Annotated in this window: 18 protein-coding genes; 12 read left to right on the top strand and 6 right to left on the bottom strand. The window is 66.4% G+C overall.

Annotation, left to right across the window (positions count from 1 at the left end; translation table 11 throughout):
- Positions 1-490 precede the first annotated feature (490 nt).
- Entirely contained in the window at positions 491-1,873 is a 1,383-nt protein-coding gene (locus V6U86_RS31780) for a PIN-like domain-containing protein (RefSeq protein ID WP_334509910.1), read from the top strand.
- 306 nt (positions 1,874-2,179) lie between these two features.
- Here V6U86_RS31780 and V6U86_RS31775 read toward each other — a convergent pair whose 3' ends face one another.
- The gene (locus tag V6U86_RS31775; protein WP_334509908.1) at positions 2,180-2,638 is read right to left on the bottom strand and encodes a hypothetical protein; all 459 of its coding nucleotides are present in this window, start codon (positions 2,636-2,638) and stop codon (positions 2,180-2,182) included.
- A gap of 176 nt (positions 2,639-2,814) precedes the next feature.
- Between V6U86_RS31775 and V6U86_RS31770 the strand changes: the two genes are divergently transcribed.
- The 11 genes from V6U86_RS31770 to V6U86_RS31725 all read left to right on the top strand — a co-directional run bounded on the left by V6U86_RS31770 (position 2,815) and on the right by V6U86_RS31725 (position 13,581).
- Positions 2,815-3,405: a DUF4240 domain-containing protein gene (locus tag V6U86_RS31770; protein WP_334509906.1), complete on the top strand. Its 591-nt coding sequence runs from the start codon at positions 2,815-2,817 to the stop codon at positions 3,403-3,405.
- Positions 3,406-4,043: 638 nt separating this feature from the next.
- Complete coding sequence (locus V6U86_RS31765) at positions 4,044-4,955, top strand: hypothetical protein (RefSeq protein WP_334509904.1); 912 nt, start codon at positions 4,044-4,046, stop codon at positions 4,953-4,955.
- A 563-nt stretch (positions 4,956-5,518) separates the two neighbouring features.
- Positions 5,519-6,760 (top strand): type VII secretion-associated serine protease mycosin, encoded by a 1,242-nt coding sequence (gene mycP / locus V6U86_RS31760; protein ID WP_334509902.1) that lies wholly within the window; start codon positions 5,519-5,521, stop codon positions 6,758-6,760.
- Positions 6,761-7,231: 471 nt separating this feature from the next.
- A complete protein-coding gene (locus V6U86_RS31755; RefSeq protein ID WP_334509900.1) occupies positions 7,232-7,789 on the top strand; it encodes a hypothetical protein in 558 nt (185 codons plus the stop codon).
- 9 nt (positions 7,790-7,798) lie between these two features.
- Positions 7,799-8,104 carry a hypothetical protein gene (locus V6U86_RS31750; RefSeq protein WP_334509898.1) on the top strand — a complete coding sequence of 102 codons (306 nt, stop codon included), beginning with the start codon at positions 7,799-7,801 and terminating at the stop codon, positions 8,102-8,104.
- Positions 8,101-9,417: a hypothetical protein gene (locus V6U86_RS31745; protein ID WP_334509896.1), complete on the top strand. Its 1,317-nt coding sequence runs from the start codon at positions 8,101-8,103 to the stop codon at positions 9,415-9,417. Before V6U86_RS31750 ends, V6U86_RS31745 begins: the two co-directional genes overlap by 4 nt.
- A gap of 307 nt (positions 9,418-9,724) precedes the next feature.
- Positions 9,725-11,383, top strand: a complete 1,659-nt coding sequence (locus V6U86_RS31740; protein ID WP_334509894.1) for an AAA family ATPase — start codon at positions 9,725-9,727, stop codon at positions 11,381-11,383.
- Positions 11,358-11,870: a hypothetical protein gene (locus tag V6U86_RS31735; RefSeq protein ID WP_334509891.1), complete on the top strand. Its 513-nt coding sequence runs from the start codon at positions 11,358-11,360 to the stop codon at positions 11,868-11,870. Before V6U86_RS31740 ends, V6U86_RS31735 begins: the two co-directional genes overlap by 26 nt.
- On the top strand, positions 11,867-12,085 hold the full coding sequence (locus tag V6U86_RS31730; RefSeq protein WP_334509888.1) for a DUF2997 domain-containing protein: 219 nt from the start codon (positions 11,867-11,869) through the stop codon (positions 12,083-12,085). The genes V6U86_RS31735 and V6U86_RS31730 overlap by 4 nt, the downstream gene beginning before the upstream one ends.
- On the top strand, positions 12,069-12,926 hold the full coding sequence (locus V6U86_RS33470; protein ID WP_357842524.1) for a helix-hairpin-helix domain-containing protein: 858 nt from the start codon (positions 12,069-12,071) through the stop codon (positions 12,924-12,926). The genes V6U86_RS31730 and V6U86_RS33470 overlap by 17 nt, the downstream gene beginning before the upstream one ends.
- Positions 12,919-13,581: a 4Fe-4S single cluster domain-containing protein gene (locus V6U86_RS31725; protein WP_334509886.1), complete on the top strand. Its 663-nt coding sequence runs from the start codon at positions 12,919-12,921 to the stop codon at positions 13,579-13,581. The genes V6U86_RS33470 and V6U86_RS31725 overlap by 8 nt, the downstream gene beginning before the upstream one ends.
- Positions 13,582-13,684: 103 nt before the next feature.
- Here the strand turns inward: V6U86_RS31725 and V6U86_RS31720 are convergent, their stop codons facing one another.
- The 5 genes from V6U86_RS31720 to V6U86_RS31700 all read right to left on the bottom strand — a co-directional run bounded on the left by V6U86_RS31720 (position 13,685) and on the right by V6U86_RS31700 (position 18,360).
- Complete coding sequence (locus V6U86_RS31720; protein WP_334509884.1) at positions 13,685-14,296, bottom strand: hypothetical protein; 612 nt, start codon at positions 14,294-14,296, stop codon at positions 13,685-13,687.
- A gap of 70 nt (positions 14,297-14,366) precedes the next feature.
- Positions 14,367-15,494, bottom strand: a complete 1,128-nt coding sequence (fxlM, locus tag V6U86_RS31715; RefSeq protein ID WP_334509882.1) for a methyltransferase, FxLD system — start codon at positions 15,492-15,494, stop codon at positions 14,367-14,369.
- 59 nt (positions 15,495-15,553) lie between these two features.
- Positions 15,554-15,886, bottom strand: a complete 333-nt coding sequence (locus V6U86_RS31710) for a GNAT family N-acetyltransferase (RefSeq protein ID WP_334509880.1) — start codon at positions 15,884-15,886, stop codon at positions 15,554-15,556.
- Between the two features lie 299 nt (positions 15,887-16,185).
- Entirely contained in the window at positions 16,186-16,848 is a 663-nt protein-coding gene (locus V6U86_RS31705; RefSeq protein ID WP_334509878.1) for a GNAT family N-acetyltransferase, read from the bottom strand.
- 18 nt (positions 16,849-16,866) lie between these two features.
- Positions 16,867-18,360, bottom strand: coding sequence for an APC family permease (locus tag V6U86_RS31700; RefSeq protein WP_334509877.1), 1,494 nt, complete (start codon positions 18,358-18,360; stop codon positions 16,867-16,869).
- Between the last annotated feature and the right edge of the window lie 21 nt (positions 18,361-18,381).

Here is an 18,381-nt window from a genome sequence, read left to right as displayed (position 1 = left end):
TACATTGGCCGATGCCGCTTCCGGCATCGCCAACCTCCACAACATCATCCTCGCCGGCTGACCGCAGGACTGGTGCCCGGGCAACGCCTTCACCCAGTTACGAGACGTCCCTTAGGTACGCGAGCAGGTCACTTGCGGTGTTCTCCTGAGCAATCAGCCGGCCGAGCGCACTCATTCCGGGAGACTATCGAGCTACTATCGCGGCTATCACCTGCTCCCGAGCAGCAGTCCATCATCGAGGCGCAGGTTGCCTGGGTCCGGCAACTCGCTGCGGACTGGCTCGCACAAGCCACCTGCTCCACGGCCGAACCGCGGTATCCACCCGGCCAGATACCAACTCGCGCCGACCGGCAGCGATCAAGGCCGCGTCACTGGGCGCGGAAGCCCGGACGGTAACGACACCCCCTCGATGCGATCTGCGCCGGAAGCAGGCCAGCATCGCACCAGGCGGGCGACGTCGGAAGGCAGCTCTCGCCATACCATGACCGGCGTGACTGGTGAAAAGGCTCAATTCCGGAGGATGTTTCCCGGCTGGTTGGGGCCACCCGGCTCGGTGGGTGACTACTTCAAGGACGGCCTCTTCGTCCCTGACGCGAACATCCTCCTCGGCTGCTACCGGATCGGCCCGGACGCTCGTCAACAACTCCTGGGAACCCTCGAGCGCCACCGAGACCGGCTGTGGATCCCGCACCAGTCGGCCCTGGAGTTCGCCCGCAACCGCCGTCGTGTCCTCCCGGACCAGAAGAAGCGGCACGGCGACGCCAAGAAGCTGGTGAACGTCTCTCGCGACAGAGCTGTCGCGGCGCTCAGCGATGCCGTGAAAGCCCTCACCGACTACCGAACGACCTACCACGCCAAGAACGAGTGGCATGCCGAACAGCACGGCCTCGCCAAGGACGACATCAACGCGAAGCTGTCCGAACTGCTTCATCCTGTGACTGCTGAGTTCACGGCGATCCAGAACGAGCATGACCTGACCGACCGGGATTTCGCCGATGAGACCCAGGATCCCATCCTCGCCCGTCTCTCGGCGCTGCTGGACGGCAAGGTCGGCCCCCGCTACGACTCGGCGAGAATCAGGCAAATCGTTCAGGAGACAGTCGAGTTCAGATTCCCCAACAAGATGCCACCGGGTTACAAGGACGCTGCGGAGAAGGACACCGAACTCGGCGCCGCCGGTGATGTGATCCTCTGGTACCAGATTCTCGACCGGCTCCGAACCTGCGAGGATGGTTCCAGGAAGGTCGTCTGGATCACCACCGATGTGAAGGAGGACCTGTGGGTCCTTGACAGGGATCGCCGTGCGCAGCGGGCCCGGCCAGAACTGGTCCAGGAGATGCACGACGAGACCGGCGCCGAGCTACTCATGGTCACCTTGCATGACTTTCTTGCCGGCGCGAAGGATCACCTGAACGAGGACATCTCGAACGAGACCTTGAAGCAGGCCGAAGATCTTGCCATTGCGCCGCCAGAAAACATCGGGCAACTTACCTGGCAACTACCGCAGCAGGCTAGCCAAAGCCGCGAAAGTTACCATGCAGAAAATCTTGCCTATTTCGTGGCAAGCCGGTTCACCGACGCGGGTCATACGGTGGTCGACTTCGAAGTCAGAAAGGCGGGAGCGGACATGGTCCTGCACCGCGGCGATCAGACGACCGTCGTCGCCGTTCGAACGTCCGAGCGCGACGTGAACACGGCACTGACCGGACTTCACGTCGCCGCGGATGCCCTCGCGGCCACCAGCAAGATCATGATCTATACCGGGTCGTATACCCCGCTTCAATTCAAACGCGGCACCGATACAGGCATCGAGATGCGGGACTTCACCGATCTGCTCGATCTCATCCAGGGCCCCGTCGACAACGCGCCGTAAACGCCGGCAGGTCCTTCGATGCCGCTGGCGACTTCGAACGCGTAGTGTTCCACGGGAATTCGGCACTCGGGCTGTTGGGCCGGCTCGATCCCCATGGCGAGACCCGTTTCGGCGCCAGCCAGATGCAGCACCTCGTCGCCGAGGTCGATCTGCTGCTCGCCCTGGCGAAGGCAGGCGCTGAGCATCATGGGCTGATACGGCTTCGATCTGGCGGAGCGCTGCGCAGAGCAGCACGGCGAACTGGTGTTTATCGGCGATTGAGCGGACCGAACGCGCGAATCGCGGCATGGGCGGATGCGGCGTCGGCTACCTCGGGATGCGTTCGACCGCAGCCGCAGGCACAGTCGCGACTATGTAGTCCTCGGTCAGATCCGACTGCACGTCGATCATCGGGCCTCGGCCGGCGTAGCGCACGGTGAAGCTGATCTGCCGGAGCCACGTCTCGTCGTATTCCGAGAGAGCTTTCGGCAGTGCGCACACGAGTCGGACCTCGTCGCCCGGCTTGAACGGAGCGTCTGCCGGAGCCTCGGTGCGGAGGACGGCCGAGATCGCGTGGATGAGGGACTCCAGCGGTTCAGTGTCTGCGCCGTAGTGGACGAGATGGCCGGCTTGGCCGAAAATGTGCTCGGCCTCGGCTCTGCTCAGATCGGCGAGCGCCTCGGCCGCGCCGCCGGACAGGGCCTGCTCCTCCGACAGGGCAAGTTGCGCAGCCAGCGCTGAAAGCAGCCGATCGATGACACTATTTGCAACGTCGGCCTCTGCCACCTGGTGAGGATACGGCGAATAGCGGTACTTCTGTCGACCGGCATACGACGGGCGCCGATATCCGCTCATCAGCAGTTGCGGACGTCGGACCGACCCGGGTGCGCCTGGTCGTCAGCTCCACCCGTGATTCCGCCGACTCGATTACGGATTGCACGTCGTTCGGACCATCCCACGGCGTGCTGCTTCCTGATCACAACTACCGTCTGGACGTGACCGGCTTCTGGGAGTTGATCGAGGAATCTGCGGGTCGAGCGGACCGGGCGGGGTGGATCGAGCGTCGGCTCGCGGCCCGAACGCCGACCGAGATCGTGGAGTTCGACATTGCCTTCACCTCCGCACGCCGCCGGGCCGAGACGTGGACGATGTGGGCCGCCGGCTACCGGATCATGTCCGGCCTGTGCTCCGCTGACGGCTTCTGGTACTTCCTACCGTGGCTGGTCGGCCTCGGCCGGGACAGCTTCGACCGCGTGGTCGCCGACCCCGACGCGCTCGCCGACGTCCCTCAGGTGCGCCGGCTGGCCGCAATGAGGATCGACCGGTGGACCGACGATGACTGGCCGGAGTGGGAGGCGCTGAACTACGTCAGCCGGCAGGCGTATGACACGGCGACCGGCGAGAACGAGGGCATCATCGACGCGTTGCGGGCACTCCACCACGAATATCCGGAAGACCCAGCGCCCACCGGGGACGAGTGGGACTTCGACGACGAGGCGGAGACGGGCCGCCGCCTACCGCGGCTCAGCGCGCTGTTCCCAACCGGGCGCTGACTTGCGGACATTCAGCAGACGCCCGGCGTGCTGCGCTGCCTGAGTCAGGTCCACTACGTCGGGTCCAACACGCGCACATCGGCAAATCCGGATAGTGATCACGGCGGCACGCCACATGATTTGGCTGGGTAGCGTCGGGTTGGGTCCGGAGGTGGTCATCGTGCGGGAGCCGAAGCGGACTGTCCTCGACCTAAACCCTTCAATCGCCTTGGGGGCAATTGCCGGTCCTCAACGGGCCTGCGACCACCGTCGGAGACCAACCGCACCACGCCCTCACTGGCCAACGACGGTGGACCGTGCGGGAAGTGTAGCGGCGGACCTGTCGTGTCCGCTGCCTTCGACGGACGGGGTGGCGGCTCGATCAGCGACCGATGCACCGAGAAGCACGGTCGTACGATCGCGACCATCCCAGCCATAGATGGAACCCGCTCCATTGCTCTTCGGGGTGAGGCGGCTACTGTAAGCTCGCGTCAACTCGGGGGAGGGCACTCAGTCGTGAAGCTCCACGTCGACCGGCAGCTGCTGGGCAATGCAGCGCTGGGTTCAGATGAGCCTTCCCATGAGCTGCTGGAATCAGGCGCTTGGCCCGTCGCGACAGGCATGTCTACTCACCCTTACATGACCGGAGAGTGGCGGTCATGACTGGGACGTGGGAGCGTTGCGTCCGCGAGGTGACGCTGGCGGCGGATCCGGAGACGGTTGGTGCGTTGAGCGGAGGGTGGAACAACCTCTCCACCTCGCTGGGTCATCTGAGGGACGCGTTGGTCGGACGGTCGTTCGTTGGCCCGATCGCGCCCGGTGCCGAGCGTCCGCATACCGATGGTCTCCCCGGCATGCTCGCCAGCTGGAAGGGCAGTGGGGGAGACGCCTACCGGGAGCACCTGAGCGGCATCGGCCGGAGCATCGAGGACCTGATCACCACTACGAGCGACGTCGGCGGTGCGTTGTCGCGGATCGAGGGTGACATCCGTAAGGCGGTCGCGAGCATTCCGATCCCGTTGGGGGACGACTTCGGCATCAACGAGTGGAGCCTGCCCAACGGTGGCGAGCTCGATGGCGCTCAAGACGGCGAGAGCGCCTCAGCCTTTCTTGCCGCGTTGCGCAAGGACTACCAGAGCGACTCGACGTCGTACGCCGACGGCGCGTTCCGTGAGAAGGCCGATGACCTGGAAGCGACCATGAAGGTCGACGGCCAGGCCAACGACAACAAGCGGGGCGGCCTGTGGGACACCAGCTCCCACCTGAACAACTGGTACCGCGACAACCAACAGGCGGCCAACAGTGCTGCCGCTCCGCTGAGCAAGGCGATAGAGGTCGAGCGACCGCGACTCGTCGTGCCGGGAGCGAACGATGTCACAGGCCACGACGAATACCGTCCACGAACTCCTCCGGCCGGTTACACCCCCAGCGGCACGGAAGGCGCTTCTGTTGCTTCCGGCTCCGGTCTCGGTGGCAGCTCTGGTCTCGACAGCACGGGCATCAGTGGCAGCGCCGCTCACGGCGAGCCACTCGGCCGCGGCAGTGCCGTCCACCGCTGGCGGCTTCGGTAACGACCTCACTGGCGGCGTGGCAGGCGGCTCGTACACCACACCCTCGCCGGGCGTCGGCGGCCCCGGAGCTGAGCTCGGCCTTGGCACCACCAGCCTGGCCGGTGCCGGTGCTCCGACCACCGTCGGAGGCGGCTACAGCGGTTCGGCGGGCCTGGGCCCTGGTGGCCAAAGCCCGCTCGGAAGCCCGCTCGGAGTTGGTGGCGGGCTCGGGCTCGGGCCCGGCTCGCCGAGCGGGGTTGTTGGAGGCGGTCTCGGCGCCGGAGGTGCGGGCAGCCCTGTCGGGGGTGGCGGGATCAGTGCGGGCGGCATCCCCGGCATGGTCGGCGGTGGCAACGGCAGGGTGCCGCCGGTGACGAGTGCAGCCAGGGCGGTGCGTAACGCGACCGGTGCCGGTGCGGGTAGTTCGCGGGGTAGCGCCGGTGGTTTGCTCGGCGGCACTGGCGGCGGCCGTGCCGACGACAACGACGAATCCGGTCCCGGGTCGTCGTGGTTGACTGAGGACGACGATCCGTGGCGTGCCGACGACACCGGGTCTCCGGGCATCCTGCGATGAGGAGGGGCAGATGAGTGTGAACGATGGTTTGCTCCGGCCTGTCGCGGCGAGCGTGCTGGCCGTACTCCTGACAGGCGTTGTCGCACAACCTGCCGTCGCCGCACCTCAACGCGCCGAGCAGTGGTACCTGGACGAACTCCGCATCGATCAGGCTCACAAGCTGTCGACTGGGCGTGGAGTCACGGTGGCCGTGGTGGACAGTGGCGTGGACGCCAGCCACCCAGATCTCCAGGGCCAGGTGCTGCCCGGTGGTCGAAGCTACGGTGCTTCCGGCGACGGCCGTGTCGACGAGGACGGCCACGGCACCCACATGGCCGGCATCATCGCAGCGACGAACGCTGCCACCGACGGCGTGGACGGAATCGCCCCAGGCGCCAAGATCCTGCCCATCAAAATCAAGAAGGGTAAGGGTCCGGCTAGCGACCAGGCGCAGGCCCGGGGAATCCGATTGGCCGTCGACGGCGGTGCCACGGTGGTCAACGTGTCCGTCGGAGGGCCGGGCGCCGCCTCGCCGGAGGAGGAGCAGGCCATCGCGTACGCCCTCGAACGCGACGTCGTCGTGGTGGCCTCCGCCGGCAACACCGCTAAGGGGGAGAGCGCGGTCATCTCGCCGGCCAACATTCCCGGCGTGATAGCGGTAACGGGTACGACCCGTGGTGGAGCGTTCTGGTCCGGTTCGGTGCAGGGGCCGGAGGCGGTGGTGGCGGCCCCCGGCGATGGCATCCTCAACATTGGCCCAGACCATGGGTACGGGTGGGGGGATGGCACCTCGGACTCTGCGGCGATCGTCTCCGGCGTTGCGGCGCTGATCCGGTCGAAGTATCCAGACTTGAGCGCAGCGAACGTGATCAACAGAATCATTCAGACCGCCCGCGATGCCGGCCCGGCGGGCCGCGACCCGAAGTACGGGTTCGGCCGAATTGACCCCGTGGCCGCCTTGACGGCAGATGTGCCAGCGGTCTCCCAGAACCCGTTGCTGGGTCCTGCGGCCTCGGTTGGGGCCACTGCCCAGGCAGCTGATGACGACACCTTCGACGTGACGAAGTACGGCGATCAGGGCGGCCCTACTGATCAGCAGGTTGTCGTGATCGCTGTCGGAATCGGTGTGGTGCTGCTGATCCTGCTGGCCTTGGCGATCTTCTTGATCCGGAACGGTCGCCGTCGTCGCCGATCGGCCGATGTCCGAGCAGAAGCGCGGGACGAACCTATTGATCACGTCTCCTCTGGGGGCTACCCGCGGCAACCGCGGTAAGGCAGTTGGGCTGTAGCAGGGACGCAACCTGACGCTGCTCGTGCGGCAACGGCAGATTGATCTGCGGTGATAACTGAGGGCGGCGGGTCGGTGACGCCCGTTGGTAGGGTCGTCGCCATGATGGCGCTGCGACGGGGGCGCGCCGGTCGGGTGCTCGCAGGCACCCCGATGGCGACAGTCCGCATATTGTCCGGAAAGGACCGGTCCGATGATCCCCGGATCGCGTGATGCCCCGGACCCCGGCACTGGCCCTGACGTGGACGTCTACTCGCCGGACCGGTCTGTTCGCATTGCCGCTACTCATCGGGGTGACATCGCGGTAGAGGTCGATGGATTGCACCGGCATACGGAGGAATCGCTGGCCCGGCAGGTGCGGGCCGCAGCCAGGGTCGCGTTGGCGTCACTGCAACCGCCCGCACATGACGTGGAGCCTCCGGTGAATGAACAGCGGTCTGGTTGGTGAGCGGTCGGATGAGCAAGAAGATGCTGGCCGTCGTGGCTGGCGTTGTCGTCGTAGCCCTCGGGTTGCTCGGTGCCTGGAGGTGGGGACCGTTCGGCGAGGATGAGGCTGTCCCCTCGTGCAGTGAGTTGGCTGAGGCCCTGCCGAGCGTTGTCGAGGGAACGTGGACCCTGACCCATGCTGAACCGAACCGTGAGTCCAGCAAGTCTGTGGCCAGCTGCGAGTTCGATTTCTCGTCAGCTGACCGGTCGTACACGGGCAGGATTGCCGTGAGCCTCACCCAGAGCGACGACGAGGCGTATCTGCGCCAGACGGCGGCCGAGGGACCCTGCAACGGCGAGGCGGTTCCGTATCCGAGTGCCGCCAAGTACCGGGTCGCGCGTTCCTGCGTAGAGAAGATCAACGAGAAGATCTTCGCGGGCGTGTTCGTGGCCTCCGACGTCAGGTACGCGCACGTCTACGCGGACTTCAGCAACCCGGGCGCTGCGGTCGAGCAGGTCGTCGCGTACGCGAACACCAGCGCGCAGCGCATCACCGACCGGGCGATGACGCTCACGTCGACCGACTAGGAGCACGCCGTGGGCAAGTTGGAGCGCTACTTCGCGGACGTGGCCCGGATCAGGGCCGAAGGTGTCTCCGCCAACGGTTGGGTGACTGTCGTCCGGAACCACGACGCCGATCTGAAGGTCGAGATTCGGCCCGGGATGCTGCGCCGATGTAGTCCAGACCAAGTGGCGTCCGAGATTCGGACGGCCCTGCTCGCGGCAGTGGCGGATCACCGGCGGCAGTACCGCCAGCTGCGCATCGACTACTTCGGTTCGCCCCTCGGCGTGCAGCTGTTCACGCCGATCGAGCCGACACAGGGGGAGAGGCACGGGGGATGACCACGGACACGTCGGCCCTGCGGGTCGAATCGCGGGCCCTGGTGGCCTTCGGGGTGGAGCGCTACGAGGACGCGGTGACCTACAGCGCTGTTCGCCGCTACGTCGGCGACGTCGGTGCCATCCCGGTCGCCGCATGGGGCACGCTCGAGGGGATATCCGACAAGCTCAACCGAGACTGGGCGACGGCCCTGGGTAGCAGGCTGTCGGAGGCGAACATTGCCCGTAATGAAATGGAGCGCATCGCCGACGGGCTGATGCAGATCGCCGCCGACTACGAGGGCACCGAGCTGGACGTCACCACGAACTTCGACGTGTTCAACCGGGACCTGGGCCCATACCTGCCGCTCGGCGACGGCTACGGCAGCAGCATCCGGGTTCGTCCGGGCGGGGCTGGCATCCTGTCCCAGCCCCACGAGCGCCACCTTCCGGGCGACGACCCGGTGTTGGTCATTCCGGACGGCAACGACCGGCTGGGTGCCACCCGCAACGAGCGGCTGCCGCGGACCCGCGTCGTCGAGGAGCCGATCACCATCGGCAGCAGCGACGGCAACAACCTCGGCTTCTCTGGCGGCCGGACCACCTACTACGAGAACGGCGAGGGCGACCAGCTCGACACGTTCATCCACGAGCACCGGGACACGCTGCTTCAGCTGGAGGCGATCCTGATCGAGCTGGGCACCGGCCAGCGTCTCCCGCTGAGTGACCTGATGGTCCATGCCTGGCGCTCCGCGCCCAAGGTGATCTGGAACCGCTCCGACCTCGTACATTCGGCAGCCGGCACCTACGCCGAGCTGCGCGCCGAGATGGACGGCGAGCTGAAGAACCTCAAGCTGTACTGGGAGGGCAGCGCCTCACAGGCGTTCAGCCAGTACGCCGAACGCGCCTCGGCCTACCTGCTCCAGCTCGAGACTCAAACGCGCCGGCTGGCCGAGGAGGGCAAGAAGGCCGCGAGCATGTTGGAAGGCCTTCGCAACGCGTACGCCGGCCTGGGCTACCAGCACATCGGCAAGCTCATCGAAGCCCTCAACGGCTACATCGAAGCCGTCAACGGCCTCTTCTCGTCCTGCTCGAACCCCGAAGCAGCCCTCCTGGCCGTGGTGAAGGACTTCGTGACGTTCCTGCTGGACGCGGAGCGCCGGCACGTCGAAGCCATGTCAGACCTAATCAAGATCGACGAGCAGGAGCGCAAGGAACGTCCCGACCTCGGCACCCGTGGCCACACCACGACTCCGTTCCCGCAGGCCGAGGTGGGAGCCAACGCCTGGCTGGACGGCGGCAAGTGGGCTCCCCGGCCGGACCGCCCGGCGGCATAACGCCTCCGCAATTCCGCACTTGTGTCGACGAACCATCGAGGTGCTTGCGTCTCTCGCTGACTGTGCACATTGCTCGAACCCGCTCGTGATCGCATCGAGCGCGAGCGACGATTAGGTCAACCCGCTTCCCAAGGGACCTGGCCTCAACACCGTGGAAGTCCGGTTGCAGCACCAACTGCGGCGTCCGCTGTGCCTGTTCGACACCCGGCGAAAACGCCCCGAATTTAAGCCTATTCCCTGGATCCGATCCTGCCTGCGGCCTGCTACAGTCGGCCGGCCTGGTGGCGGTCGGCGGGGGGAGACGGCGATGGCGAGGCCTTTCCGCGAGGCACTGTCGCAATTACTCAAAGCGCGCTTTCCGATCCTCTACGTGGAGTCGTACGAAGAGCATCGGGTGGTCGCGGAGGTGACTGCCGTAGCCCGCGATGCGGCCCTGGTCCGTACCCCCCGCGCCGTCTGGACCTGGTCCGCGACAGAAGGGCTGGTTCAGCCGGACGGTACCCCGAGGAAAGGCACGACGGACCCAGAGGATGCGCTCAACGCCGTGCTTCGGATCGACGAGCCCAGCGTGCTCATATTCAGGGACCTGCACACGGCGCACGGGGGTGGCGACAAGCATGGGAGTCCGGGTGTTGTTCGGCGGTTGCGGGATGTGGCGGCAGCCTTCAAGTCCGGCCCGGTAGCGCGGGCGCTGGTGCTTATCTCTCCCGTGCTGTGGATCCCGGTGGAGCTGGAGAAGGACGTCACGATCGTTGACTTCCCGCTGCCCAGTGAGCACGAGGTCCGCATGGTGCTTGAAGGGATGATCGCGGCCAACTCCGCCAGCGGTCGGATCCGCATCGGCCTGGATGAGGTTGGGAGAGAGCGGTTGGCGAAGGCAGCTCTCGGTCTCACGCTGCAGGAGGCGGAGAACGCGTTCGCTCGCGCGATGGTCAACGACGGTGTGCTCGACCTTGACGACATCGCGGTGGTCCACGAGGAGAAGCGGCAGACGGTCCGCAAGTCGGGACTGCTGGAGTTCGTCGATGTCGACGTCGACCTAGCCGACGTCGGTGGTCTGGAAAATCTGAAGCGGTGGCTGGCTAAAAGGGATAGTTCCTGGTTGGCAGAGGCGGCGGATTACGGGCTTCCCGCGCCGCGCGGTGTGCTGATCACTGGTGTGCCTGGCTGCGGCAAGTCGCTCACCGCAAAGGCCGTCGCCGCTAGCTGGGGTTTGCCGCTGCTGCGCTTCGACATCGGTCGGGTCTTCTCCGGACTGGTCGGATCCAGCGAGCAGAACGTGCGCAACGCTATCCGCACCGCCGAGGCCACCTCACCGTGCGTTCTTTGGGTCGACGAGATCGAGAAGGGCTTCGCCAGCGGCGGCGCCGGTGGTGACTCGGGAACGTCATCTCGCGTTTTCGGCACCTTCCTCACCTGGCTGCAGGAGAAGACAGAGCCCGTCTTCGTCATCGCTACCGCGAACAACATTGAAAGCCTCCCGCCTGAGATGCTGCGTAAGGGGCGCTTCGATGAGATCTTTTTCGTCGATCTCCCGACTATTGCGGAGCGCGCGTCGATCTGGGCCGTGCACATCGCAAAGCGGATGACGCACCCTGCTGTCGCCAGAGACCTCACCGTCGACGACGCACTGCTGAAGGAACTCTCGGGGCTGAGCGAGGGCTATTCGGGAGCCGAGCTCGAGCAGGCGGTCGTCGCCGGTCTTTTCGATGCCTTCTCGGAAAGACGCCCGTTGCACAAGGACGATCTGGTCCACGGCGTGGTCAACATGGTGCCGCTCAGCGTGACCCAGGCGGAGCGGATCAGCGCCATCCGCGCCTGGGCGAATATGCGTGCAGTGGCGGCGACGGCCGCAGAAGACTGGGACCTTCCTGGCCGTCCCGGGACCACCATTGCGTCCACGGCTCCTACCCAATCCGGCGATGCACCACCCCCTCACAGTGGTGGAAGATCGGTCGAGTTTTGATGTCGACGACGGGACCGAGGGGAGTGCCACGTTGAGTGTCTCACTGATACTGGTGCCGCTGGCCGTGGCCACGGTCGCCGCCGTGCGCGGGGCCACGGCCAGCCGTGATGAGCGTGGCCGCGTCATCTGCCAGGTACAGACGCGGATGCGGGATGAGGCGTTGCTCTCGGCAGCGCTGCGCCAAACCAACGCCGTAGTCACCGCCGACCATCAGGAGATCGTGGCGTCCTGGGACCGCGTACAGGCGACTTTCCAGCGCGGGCCGGACGCGGTGTGGTCTGCGCACCTCACGGGTGACGTCGACGAGCAGGGAGCCGTCGACATCGTTCGGGCCATCGACGCCGAGTACGGACGGCAGGTGCAGCGTGCGGTGCTCGAGCAGCTGCGGGAACGCGCACCGGCCGCTGGACTTCGGCTCGAGTCGGAGACCGTCGCCGAGGATGCGAGCGTACGGATGGTGTTCGCTGTCGAGGGACGGCTGTCATGACGGAGAAGCCACGAATCGTGCTGACCGTGACGAGCGCGGGCATTGTGAGTGCCGAGACCAAGGGCCTGGCGGGAAGCGGCTGCCTCGACTACATCACGATCCTGGAAGATCTGCTCGACGCACGCACCATTGAGAGTGCCTACACCGCCGACTACACCAGAACGAACGTGAATACCCAGGACCTCCAGGAAGAGCGCAATGTCGAACGTGCCTAACGGGCCGTGGACGCCTCCACTGCCTCCCGCCAACCCAGGCGCGAGCCTGCAATGGCGGATCCAGCACAGCTGGTGGCTTCTGCTCCCAATTTTCGGTATGGGCTGCCTCGCCGGAGCGGGCTTCCTCTACGTCGGACTGCGCGCCCGACGGCCGGACTGGTGGATCCCCGGCATCGCCTACACCGTCATCGGTGCAGGCACGATCCCCTTTTTCGACGACCCAGACAAGACGACCACCGTGGGCGGCTGGGCCGTCGGCACGCTCTTGGCCATCTGGGCGGCGAGCATCTTGCACGCCTGCCTCATCAACTCGGCGTGGCTGCGCTGGCGGGCAACCCACATTCCCTGGTACGCGCAGCCAACCGCACCACCGCCGGCCTGGGCAGGCAGCTCTTACCCCCCGGCGCCCCCCGGGCCATCGCGCTACACGCCGACATCCCCGCCTCCGTCGATCGCCAACATCATGCCGAACCCGGCCGCCTACTACGGGGCTGGGCCAGCAGGAGTACCAGCGCCTCCGCAGCAGTCGTACGGCCCGCCGCCGCAGCCCTTCACGGTCTCCCCAGCCACGGACGGGGGCCCGGCAGCCATTGATGTCAACACGGCCACCTTCGAGCAGCTCGCTGCGCTCCCGCACCTCCACGTAGACCGCGTGCACCGGGTGATCGCCGAGCGGCAGGCGCGTCGCGGGTTCGGCAGCGTAGAGGAGGTAGCCGGGGTAGCGAATCTTGCACCGCACGAGTTCGCCCATCTCCGAAACCTGCTGACCTGCACACCTCCGCAGTGGCGGCAGCCTGGCCCGACGCCGCCACCACCCCACGGCCGTGTGCTCGATGTCTGATGGCGAACTCGCCCTTCGACCTACCAGCAACGCGGCGGTGGTGTCAGTAGCGAGGTTCCTTGGTTCAACTCAAGCGGAGGGACCGGGCGAGCGCACCGCGGTCTGGGTGCAGGGGTGCGCCATCCGGTGCCCCGGCTGCTTCAATCCGCACATGTGGAGCTTCCGAGGCGGGGAGCAGGTAGCAACAGACGACCTAGTGACCCGCATCCTCGACGCGGACACCGCCGGGCTTACCCTGCTCGGCGGCGAACCGTTCGATCAAGCCGCCGCATTGTCCAAGGTCACTCGCGCGGTACGGAGCGCTGGCCGATCGATCATGACCTTTACGGGATACACCGAGGCGCAGCTACGGCAGGCCATTGAGGCGGGCCGCGGCGATGTTGCCGCGCTGCTCGGCGAGACGGACCTGCTTGTTGCCGGACCGTTTCTCCGCGACCGGATCGATACCGTTCGACCGTGGGTAGGTTCGACGAACCAGGAGTTTGTCGTGCTGAGCGACCGGTTTCCGCATCTGCTCAATCTTGTGGGACGGACGCCCGACCGTGTAGAGATAACGGTCGACGCCTCCGGCCAGATCGCGGTCAACGGGTGGGCGGAGCTGGAGTTGCTGGACGAGCTGCTCGCCCCGGTAGGCCGACCCTTACGCTATCGGTGACTTTGGCCAGTGCCTTCCGACCTGCTGATCACCCCTCTTCATGTTCAGACAGAACGATCATCGCGTCCCGAGGACAGGCTCAACATCATTTCGCTAGGGGCTCTTAGGCGACCGGATCGGCGCCAACCGCGTTATTCCTATCCTCGGGTCTCTCAATCAGCCACTTGGACATCTGCCACTCGTATGGCGCGGAGGACTCGTCGAACTTGACGCCGAGATCCCTACGGGCAGCGGTGTAGAAGCGGCCTCGCGCCTGACCGGTAGCGCGGACCGCCTCGTTCCACGTCAGATCACTGGGCTGACCCAAGGCCAGTCGTATGAGCCGGAAGGTCACCTGATGCCACTGCCGGGCGGCTGCGACTACCGCGTCGTCGCCCAGCATCAACACTGCTTCCCATCGAGTCGTCCGTTCATCCTCCGCCGTGAGCAGATCTCTTTCGTTGATGTCCCCACCGAACCAGAAGTCATCCTCGTATACGCCGCGTTTTGCGGCGAGGCGTACCGAGACTGAGATGACCTTCTTGACGGCATGTGCGTAGTCCGAGTAGGCAGTGATCCGCCGCTCATCCCAGCGGGCCGCCTGCTGCCGGCGCCAACGACCTCGCTCCTGTGCCGCCGTCGCGATGTACGTAGCTAGGGCGCCGATGAGAACACCGATGAGGGCGGGCAATTGCAGCAAGAGCGAGCGCATGCCGAATCCAATCTCGGAGACCACACTGAACCTGCTCAGCGTTGCAGGACGGAGCAATCCCAGAGAAGACAGATGGGTCAGAGTCCGGTACTGATCATTGCCAGGTGACGGTGATGGGGTGGTGCCGGCGCGCGAGGACGAAGCGACCGACCGAGGGATCCGCTTCAACGGGAGCGGCGGGAATCTCGAAGCGAACCGAGCGTGAGCGATAGGTGGTATTCCAGCTGCGGATCTCCTCGCTGACGTGGTCCGCGAGATCTCGCCCGTTGGGTCCGTGGCCGATGACGCCCACCTCGTGCAGTCTGCTGCCGTCAGGCATGGCCGGCGTCGGCCTGGTCGTGAGATAGGCGAGGTCCGCACCGCGAGTGGTCGCCATCGCGCCCCACCCGAACATCGGCGTGACGGCGCCGCGTTGGACTGCCGTGGGCTGCACGTTCATCCGCATGATGGCGTTGTCGAGGCGGCAGGCCAACCAAAGGTCCATCCACTCGTACGGCACCATCTGGGGGAAGAACACCTCGGTCCAGACCTTGCGGCGCTCGGTTTCCAGTACGCCGGCGAGCGCTGCGGCATCAACGTCCTGATCGTTGTGCACCTGCAGGATGACGTCCTGTTCGGGCGCGAGGGGGACGAGTCGGCGGGCGTCGTCGCCGATGTCGCCCAGCGGCATGAACACTGCCAGTTCACTGCCCTGGTCACGCCAGCCGCCTTCGGACCTCTCAAAGATGATCGAACGCGATGCCGCGCCGCGTAGGCGTAGCGGCACGACGAGTCGTCCGCCCGGGGTTAGCTGCTCCAGCCAAGCCGTCGGCGTCTCGTAGGCACCGACGGTCGCGATGATTCGGTCGTAGGGGGTGCCCTTGGCGTAGCCGAGTGCCCCGTCGCCGTGCACCACGTCGACGTTGGTGACGTCCGCGGCTGCGAGGTGTTTGCGCACCTTCTTGACGAGGTCCTCGTCGACGTCGATCGTGACCACACGTCCGGCTTCACCGACGATGGCTGCGAGGAGGGCAGCGTTGTAGCCGGCGCCCGTCCCGACTTCCAGGAGCCGCTGGCCGGGGCGTACGGCGAGTTGTTCGAGCATCATGGCCACGATCCGCGGCTGCGACGCCGCGCTGATTGAGGTGCCGTAGGCAACCGCGACGGCGGACGTGCGGACGATGTCCTCGGCGCGTAGCCGGTCGACGAGGCTCGTACGCAGCTCGGAGGCCTCGCGGCGCATAGTCACTCGCTCGCGCTAGCGGTTGTACCGGTGGATTCTGGGGTCTCGGCCACGGCAGATCACACCTCCTCATTCCGGCTGGCGTGGTCGGACCGCGCGCTGCTCAGCCCGGACCGGCGCAGCGGCCAGAGTCGTGGCCCGCTGGACAGGTACAGCGGCAGCCCGGCGACGTAGCCGTGGGCGGCCAGGAAATCCCGGGCGCGCTCGTTCGTCACGACTACGTCGACTGGCAGCCCGCGTTGGTCGACGACCTGGTGGTGACGGGCTAGCAGTCCGGTGCCAACGCCCTGCCCGCGGCAGTCATGCGCCACGTAGAGCCATGCCAACCAGTGATGGGGCGCGTCGGACTGATAGCTGTTCAACAGGGCGCTGAGCTGCCGGAACCGAGGCATGCCTCGCCTCGTGAAGGTACCTAGGTGATGATCCGACAAGACGGGCACGTCGTCGGCCGGATGCCTACGCCACACCGCGACGCCGCTCATATCCGGTAACACGTCAACATCGCCCCACTCGACAGCGTGGTCGACTTCCATCGCCAGCAGTCCCTGGAAGACGGCTTGCCGTTCGGCTGGGTCGGGCACAAGCCACTCAGCCACCGGATCCTGGGCGAGACCTCGGGTCAGCAGAGCGGCTATCGCCGCTACATCGCTGGGCTGAGCGGGTCGTGCGAGCAGGGTCGACACCGCAGGGGTCACCTGGCACTCCGGCGTGGGAGCAATCCGCTCTCGGGGAAGCCCGCAGGCCGGGCGGCATTGGGTTGCCCGCGCCACATCCGCCAGATCGTCGGCCCGGTGGTAGGAAGGATCATCGGCGGCCCCGCCCGGTACCCAAGTCTGACGTACAGCTCGCGGTTGCGGAGGTTGCTGGCCTCCAGGTACGCAGGCATGCCGAGCGCGTCGAGCTGGCGGTGGTGGTGGCTCAGCAACGCGGCGCCGACCCCACGGTTTTGCTGCTCGGGATCGACGGCGACGTAGGCGAGGTAGTGGTGTGGCTCGCTTGGGTGAAACGCCTCGAACATGGTGTCGAGAAGGGTGAACTTCGGCGCGTACACCCCGGTGGCCGCTTCCATCGCCGCTGAATACTCCAGTGCGCTCTTCGGTTCCGGATCGGTGCGCGGGTACCAGATTGCGACGGCGGACAGGTCTGCCGTGGTGTCGACGTGGCCGTTGTCGAGGCCGTGGTTCAGGGCCAGCTCGAAGTACCGCCGGTAGACGGTCTGCCGGTCGCTGAGGTCAGCGACCAGCCACTCGGCGACGGGCCCGTCGAAGAACGCGTTGGCAAGAACGGAGATCAAGCCTTGCGCGTCGCCTCGGGTTGCTTGGCGCACCGTCACGCTGGTGCTGATGTCGGGCATTGAAGCTCCTGGAAGGGGTCAGGCCGGCTGGCGGACGGTGGTGGGACTGCGGAGGGATGCGGTGGCGCTCTCCGGTCCGAGGCCGATGGCGTTGTAGACGTCTGGTTTGGCCGCGCGGAGGATCAGCGCCCAGGTCGCGCCGATGAGGGCGACGATGGCGTACGCGGCCGGGAAGAGCCAGCGCAGCGGCGAGTGCGGATGAACGCCCAGGAGGGTGTCGAACTCGTCCAGGGTGACAAGGAGGATCGCGGTCAGCGCGATCGTGGCGATCAGCGGTGCGACGACGGCCCGCCACGGCCCCTCGCCGTGCCTGATGCGGGCGAAGAAGCTGACCACCGCGGCAGAGGTCACCGTCATCAGGACCAGGACGCCGAGACCACCGGTCACGGTGACCCAGAAGAACAGGTGGACGATCGGGTCGGCGTTCGCCGCCGCGTAGCCGACGAGTACGACCACCGCGACGACGCTCTGGATGATCGAGCCGATCTTCGGCGCGCCGGTGCGGCGGCTGGTCCGACCCAGTGCGGCGGGGAGCACCCGCTCACGCCCGAGGGCGAACAGGTACCTGGCCACAGTGTGGTGAAACGACAGCAGCGCGGCGAACAGGCTGGTGATGAAGAGGATCCGGCCGATCGTGACGACGCTTGTGCCGAGGTGCGGTGAGACGAGGTTGAAGATCAGATCGGTCCCGTCGGCCCGGGCAGCGTCCACGATGCTGTCAGGACCGGTGGCCACGGACATGGCCCACGCCGACAGGCCGTAGAGCAGGCCGGTGAGCACCACGGCGATGTACGTGGCACGCGGTACGGTCCGTCGGGGGTCCTTGGTCTCCTCGCTGAAGACGACGGTGCCCTCGAAGCCGACGAAACCCGTGATTGCGGTGACCAGTGCGGCGCCGATTCCGGCGGCGAAGATGTGCGACGGGGCGAGGGTATCGAAAGCAACCGTTCCGCTGGCGGGGTGGCCGAGCATGACCGCGTCGAAGACGAGGGCGACGGCGCACTCGGCGACGAGCATGACCGCCAGGACCTTGCCATTCAGGTCGATGCGCAGGAGACCGAGCACGGCGACGACGGCCCAGGCAGCCAGCGCGCACAGCCACCAGGTGGTGTCCCAGCCGTACCGGCTCTGTAGGAACTGGGCGAGAACCGCGCCGAACCCGCCGTACAGACCGATCTGCATGGCGTTGTAGGCCAGTAGTGCGACCATGGCCGCGGCGACGCCGGCTGGGCGGCCGAGTCCGTGGGTGACGTAGGTGTAGAAGGCACCGGCGTTAACGATCCGCCGGGACATGGCCACGTAGCCGACTGCGAACATGGCGAGCACGGCGGCGACGACCAGGTACGACACGGGGATGCCGGTCACGCCGGTAACGGCGTACCCGGTGGTTGCTCCGCCGGCGATGACGGTGAGTGGCGCGGCTGCGGCGATCACGAAGAACACCACGGAGGGGATGCCGAGTCGGCCGCGTGCCAGGACAGCTGTGACCGTGTCAGGTTTCGAGCGGGGCATGGCTTCTCTTTCGTCAAGGGG

This window comes from Micromonospora sp. CPCC 205558 (assembly GCF_036902955.1).
GTDB lineage: Bacteria > Actinomycetota > Actinomycetes > Mycobacteriales > Micromonosporaceae > Micromonospora.
Note: the sequence above shows the minus strand (reverse complement) of the source record. Positions and strands in the feature narration are given on the sequence as shown.

Excerpts from the sequence above, each read along its gene's own strand:
- V6U86_RS31730 (WP_334509888.1), top strand. The coding sequence starts at position 11,867 with ATGACGGAGAAGCCACGAATCGTGCTGACCGTGACGAGCGCGGGCATT.
- V6U86_RS31710 (WP_334509880.1), bottom strand. The coding sequence starts at position 15,886 with ATGCCTCGGTTCCGGCAGCTCAGCGCCCTGTTGAACAGCTATCAGTCC.
- V6U86_RS31745 (WP_334509896.1), top strand. The coding sequence starts at position 8,101 with ATGACCACGGACACGTCGGCCCTGCGGGTCGAATCGCGGGCCCTGGTG.
- V6U86_RS31755 (WP_334509900.1), top strand. The coding sequence starts at position 7,232 with ATGAGCAAGAAGATGCTGGCCGTCGTGGCTGGCGTTGTCGTCGTAGCC.
- mycP (WP_334509902.1), top strand. The coding sequence starts at position 5,519 with ATGAGTGTGAACGATGGTTTGCTCCGGCCTGTCGCGGCGAGCGTGCTG.
- V6U86_RS31740 (WP_334509894.1), top strand. The coding sequence starts at position 9,725 with ATGGCGAGGCCTTTCCGCGAGGCACTGTCGCAATTACTCAAAGCGCGC.
- V6U86_RS33470 (WP_357842524.1), top strand. The coding sequence starts at position 12,069 with ATGTCGAACGTGCCTAACGGGCCGTGGACGCCTCCACTGCCTCCCGCC.
- V6U86_RS31700 (WP_334509877.1), bottom strand. The coding sequence starts at position 18,360 with ATGCCCCGCTCGAAACCTGACACGGTCACAGCTGTCCTGGCACGCGGC.
- V6U86_RS31765 (WP_334509904.1), top strand. The coding sequence starts at position 4,044 with ATGACTGGGACGTGGGAGCGTTGCGTCCGCGAGGTGACGCTGGCGGCG.
- V6U86_RS31725 (WP_334509886.1), top strand. The coding sequence starts at position 12,919 with ATGTCTGATGGCGAACTCGCCCTTCGACCTACCAGCAACGCGGCGGTG.
- V6U86_RS31705 (WP_334509878.1), bottom strand. The coding sequence starts at position 16,848 with ATGCCCGACATCAGCACCAGCGTGACGGTGCGCCAAGCAACCCGAGGC.
- fxlM (WP_334509882.1), bottom strand. The coding sequence starts at position 15,494 with ATGCGCCGCGAGGCCTCCGAGCTGCGTACGAGCCTCGTCGACCGGCTA.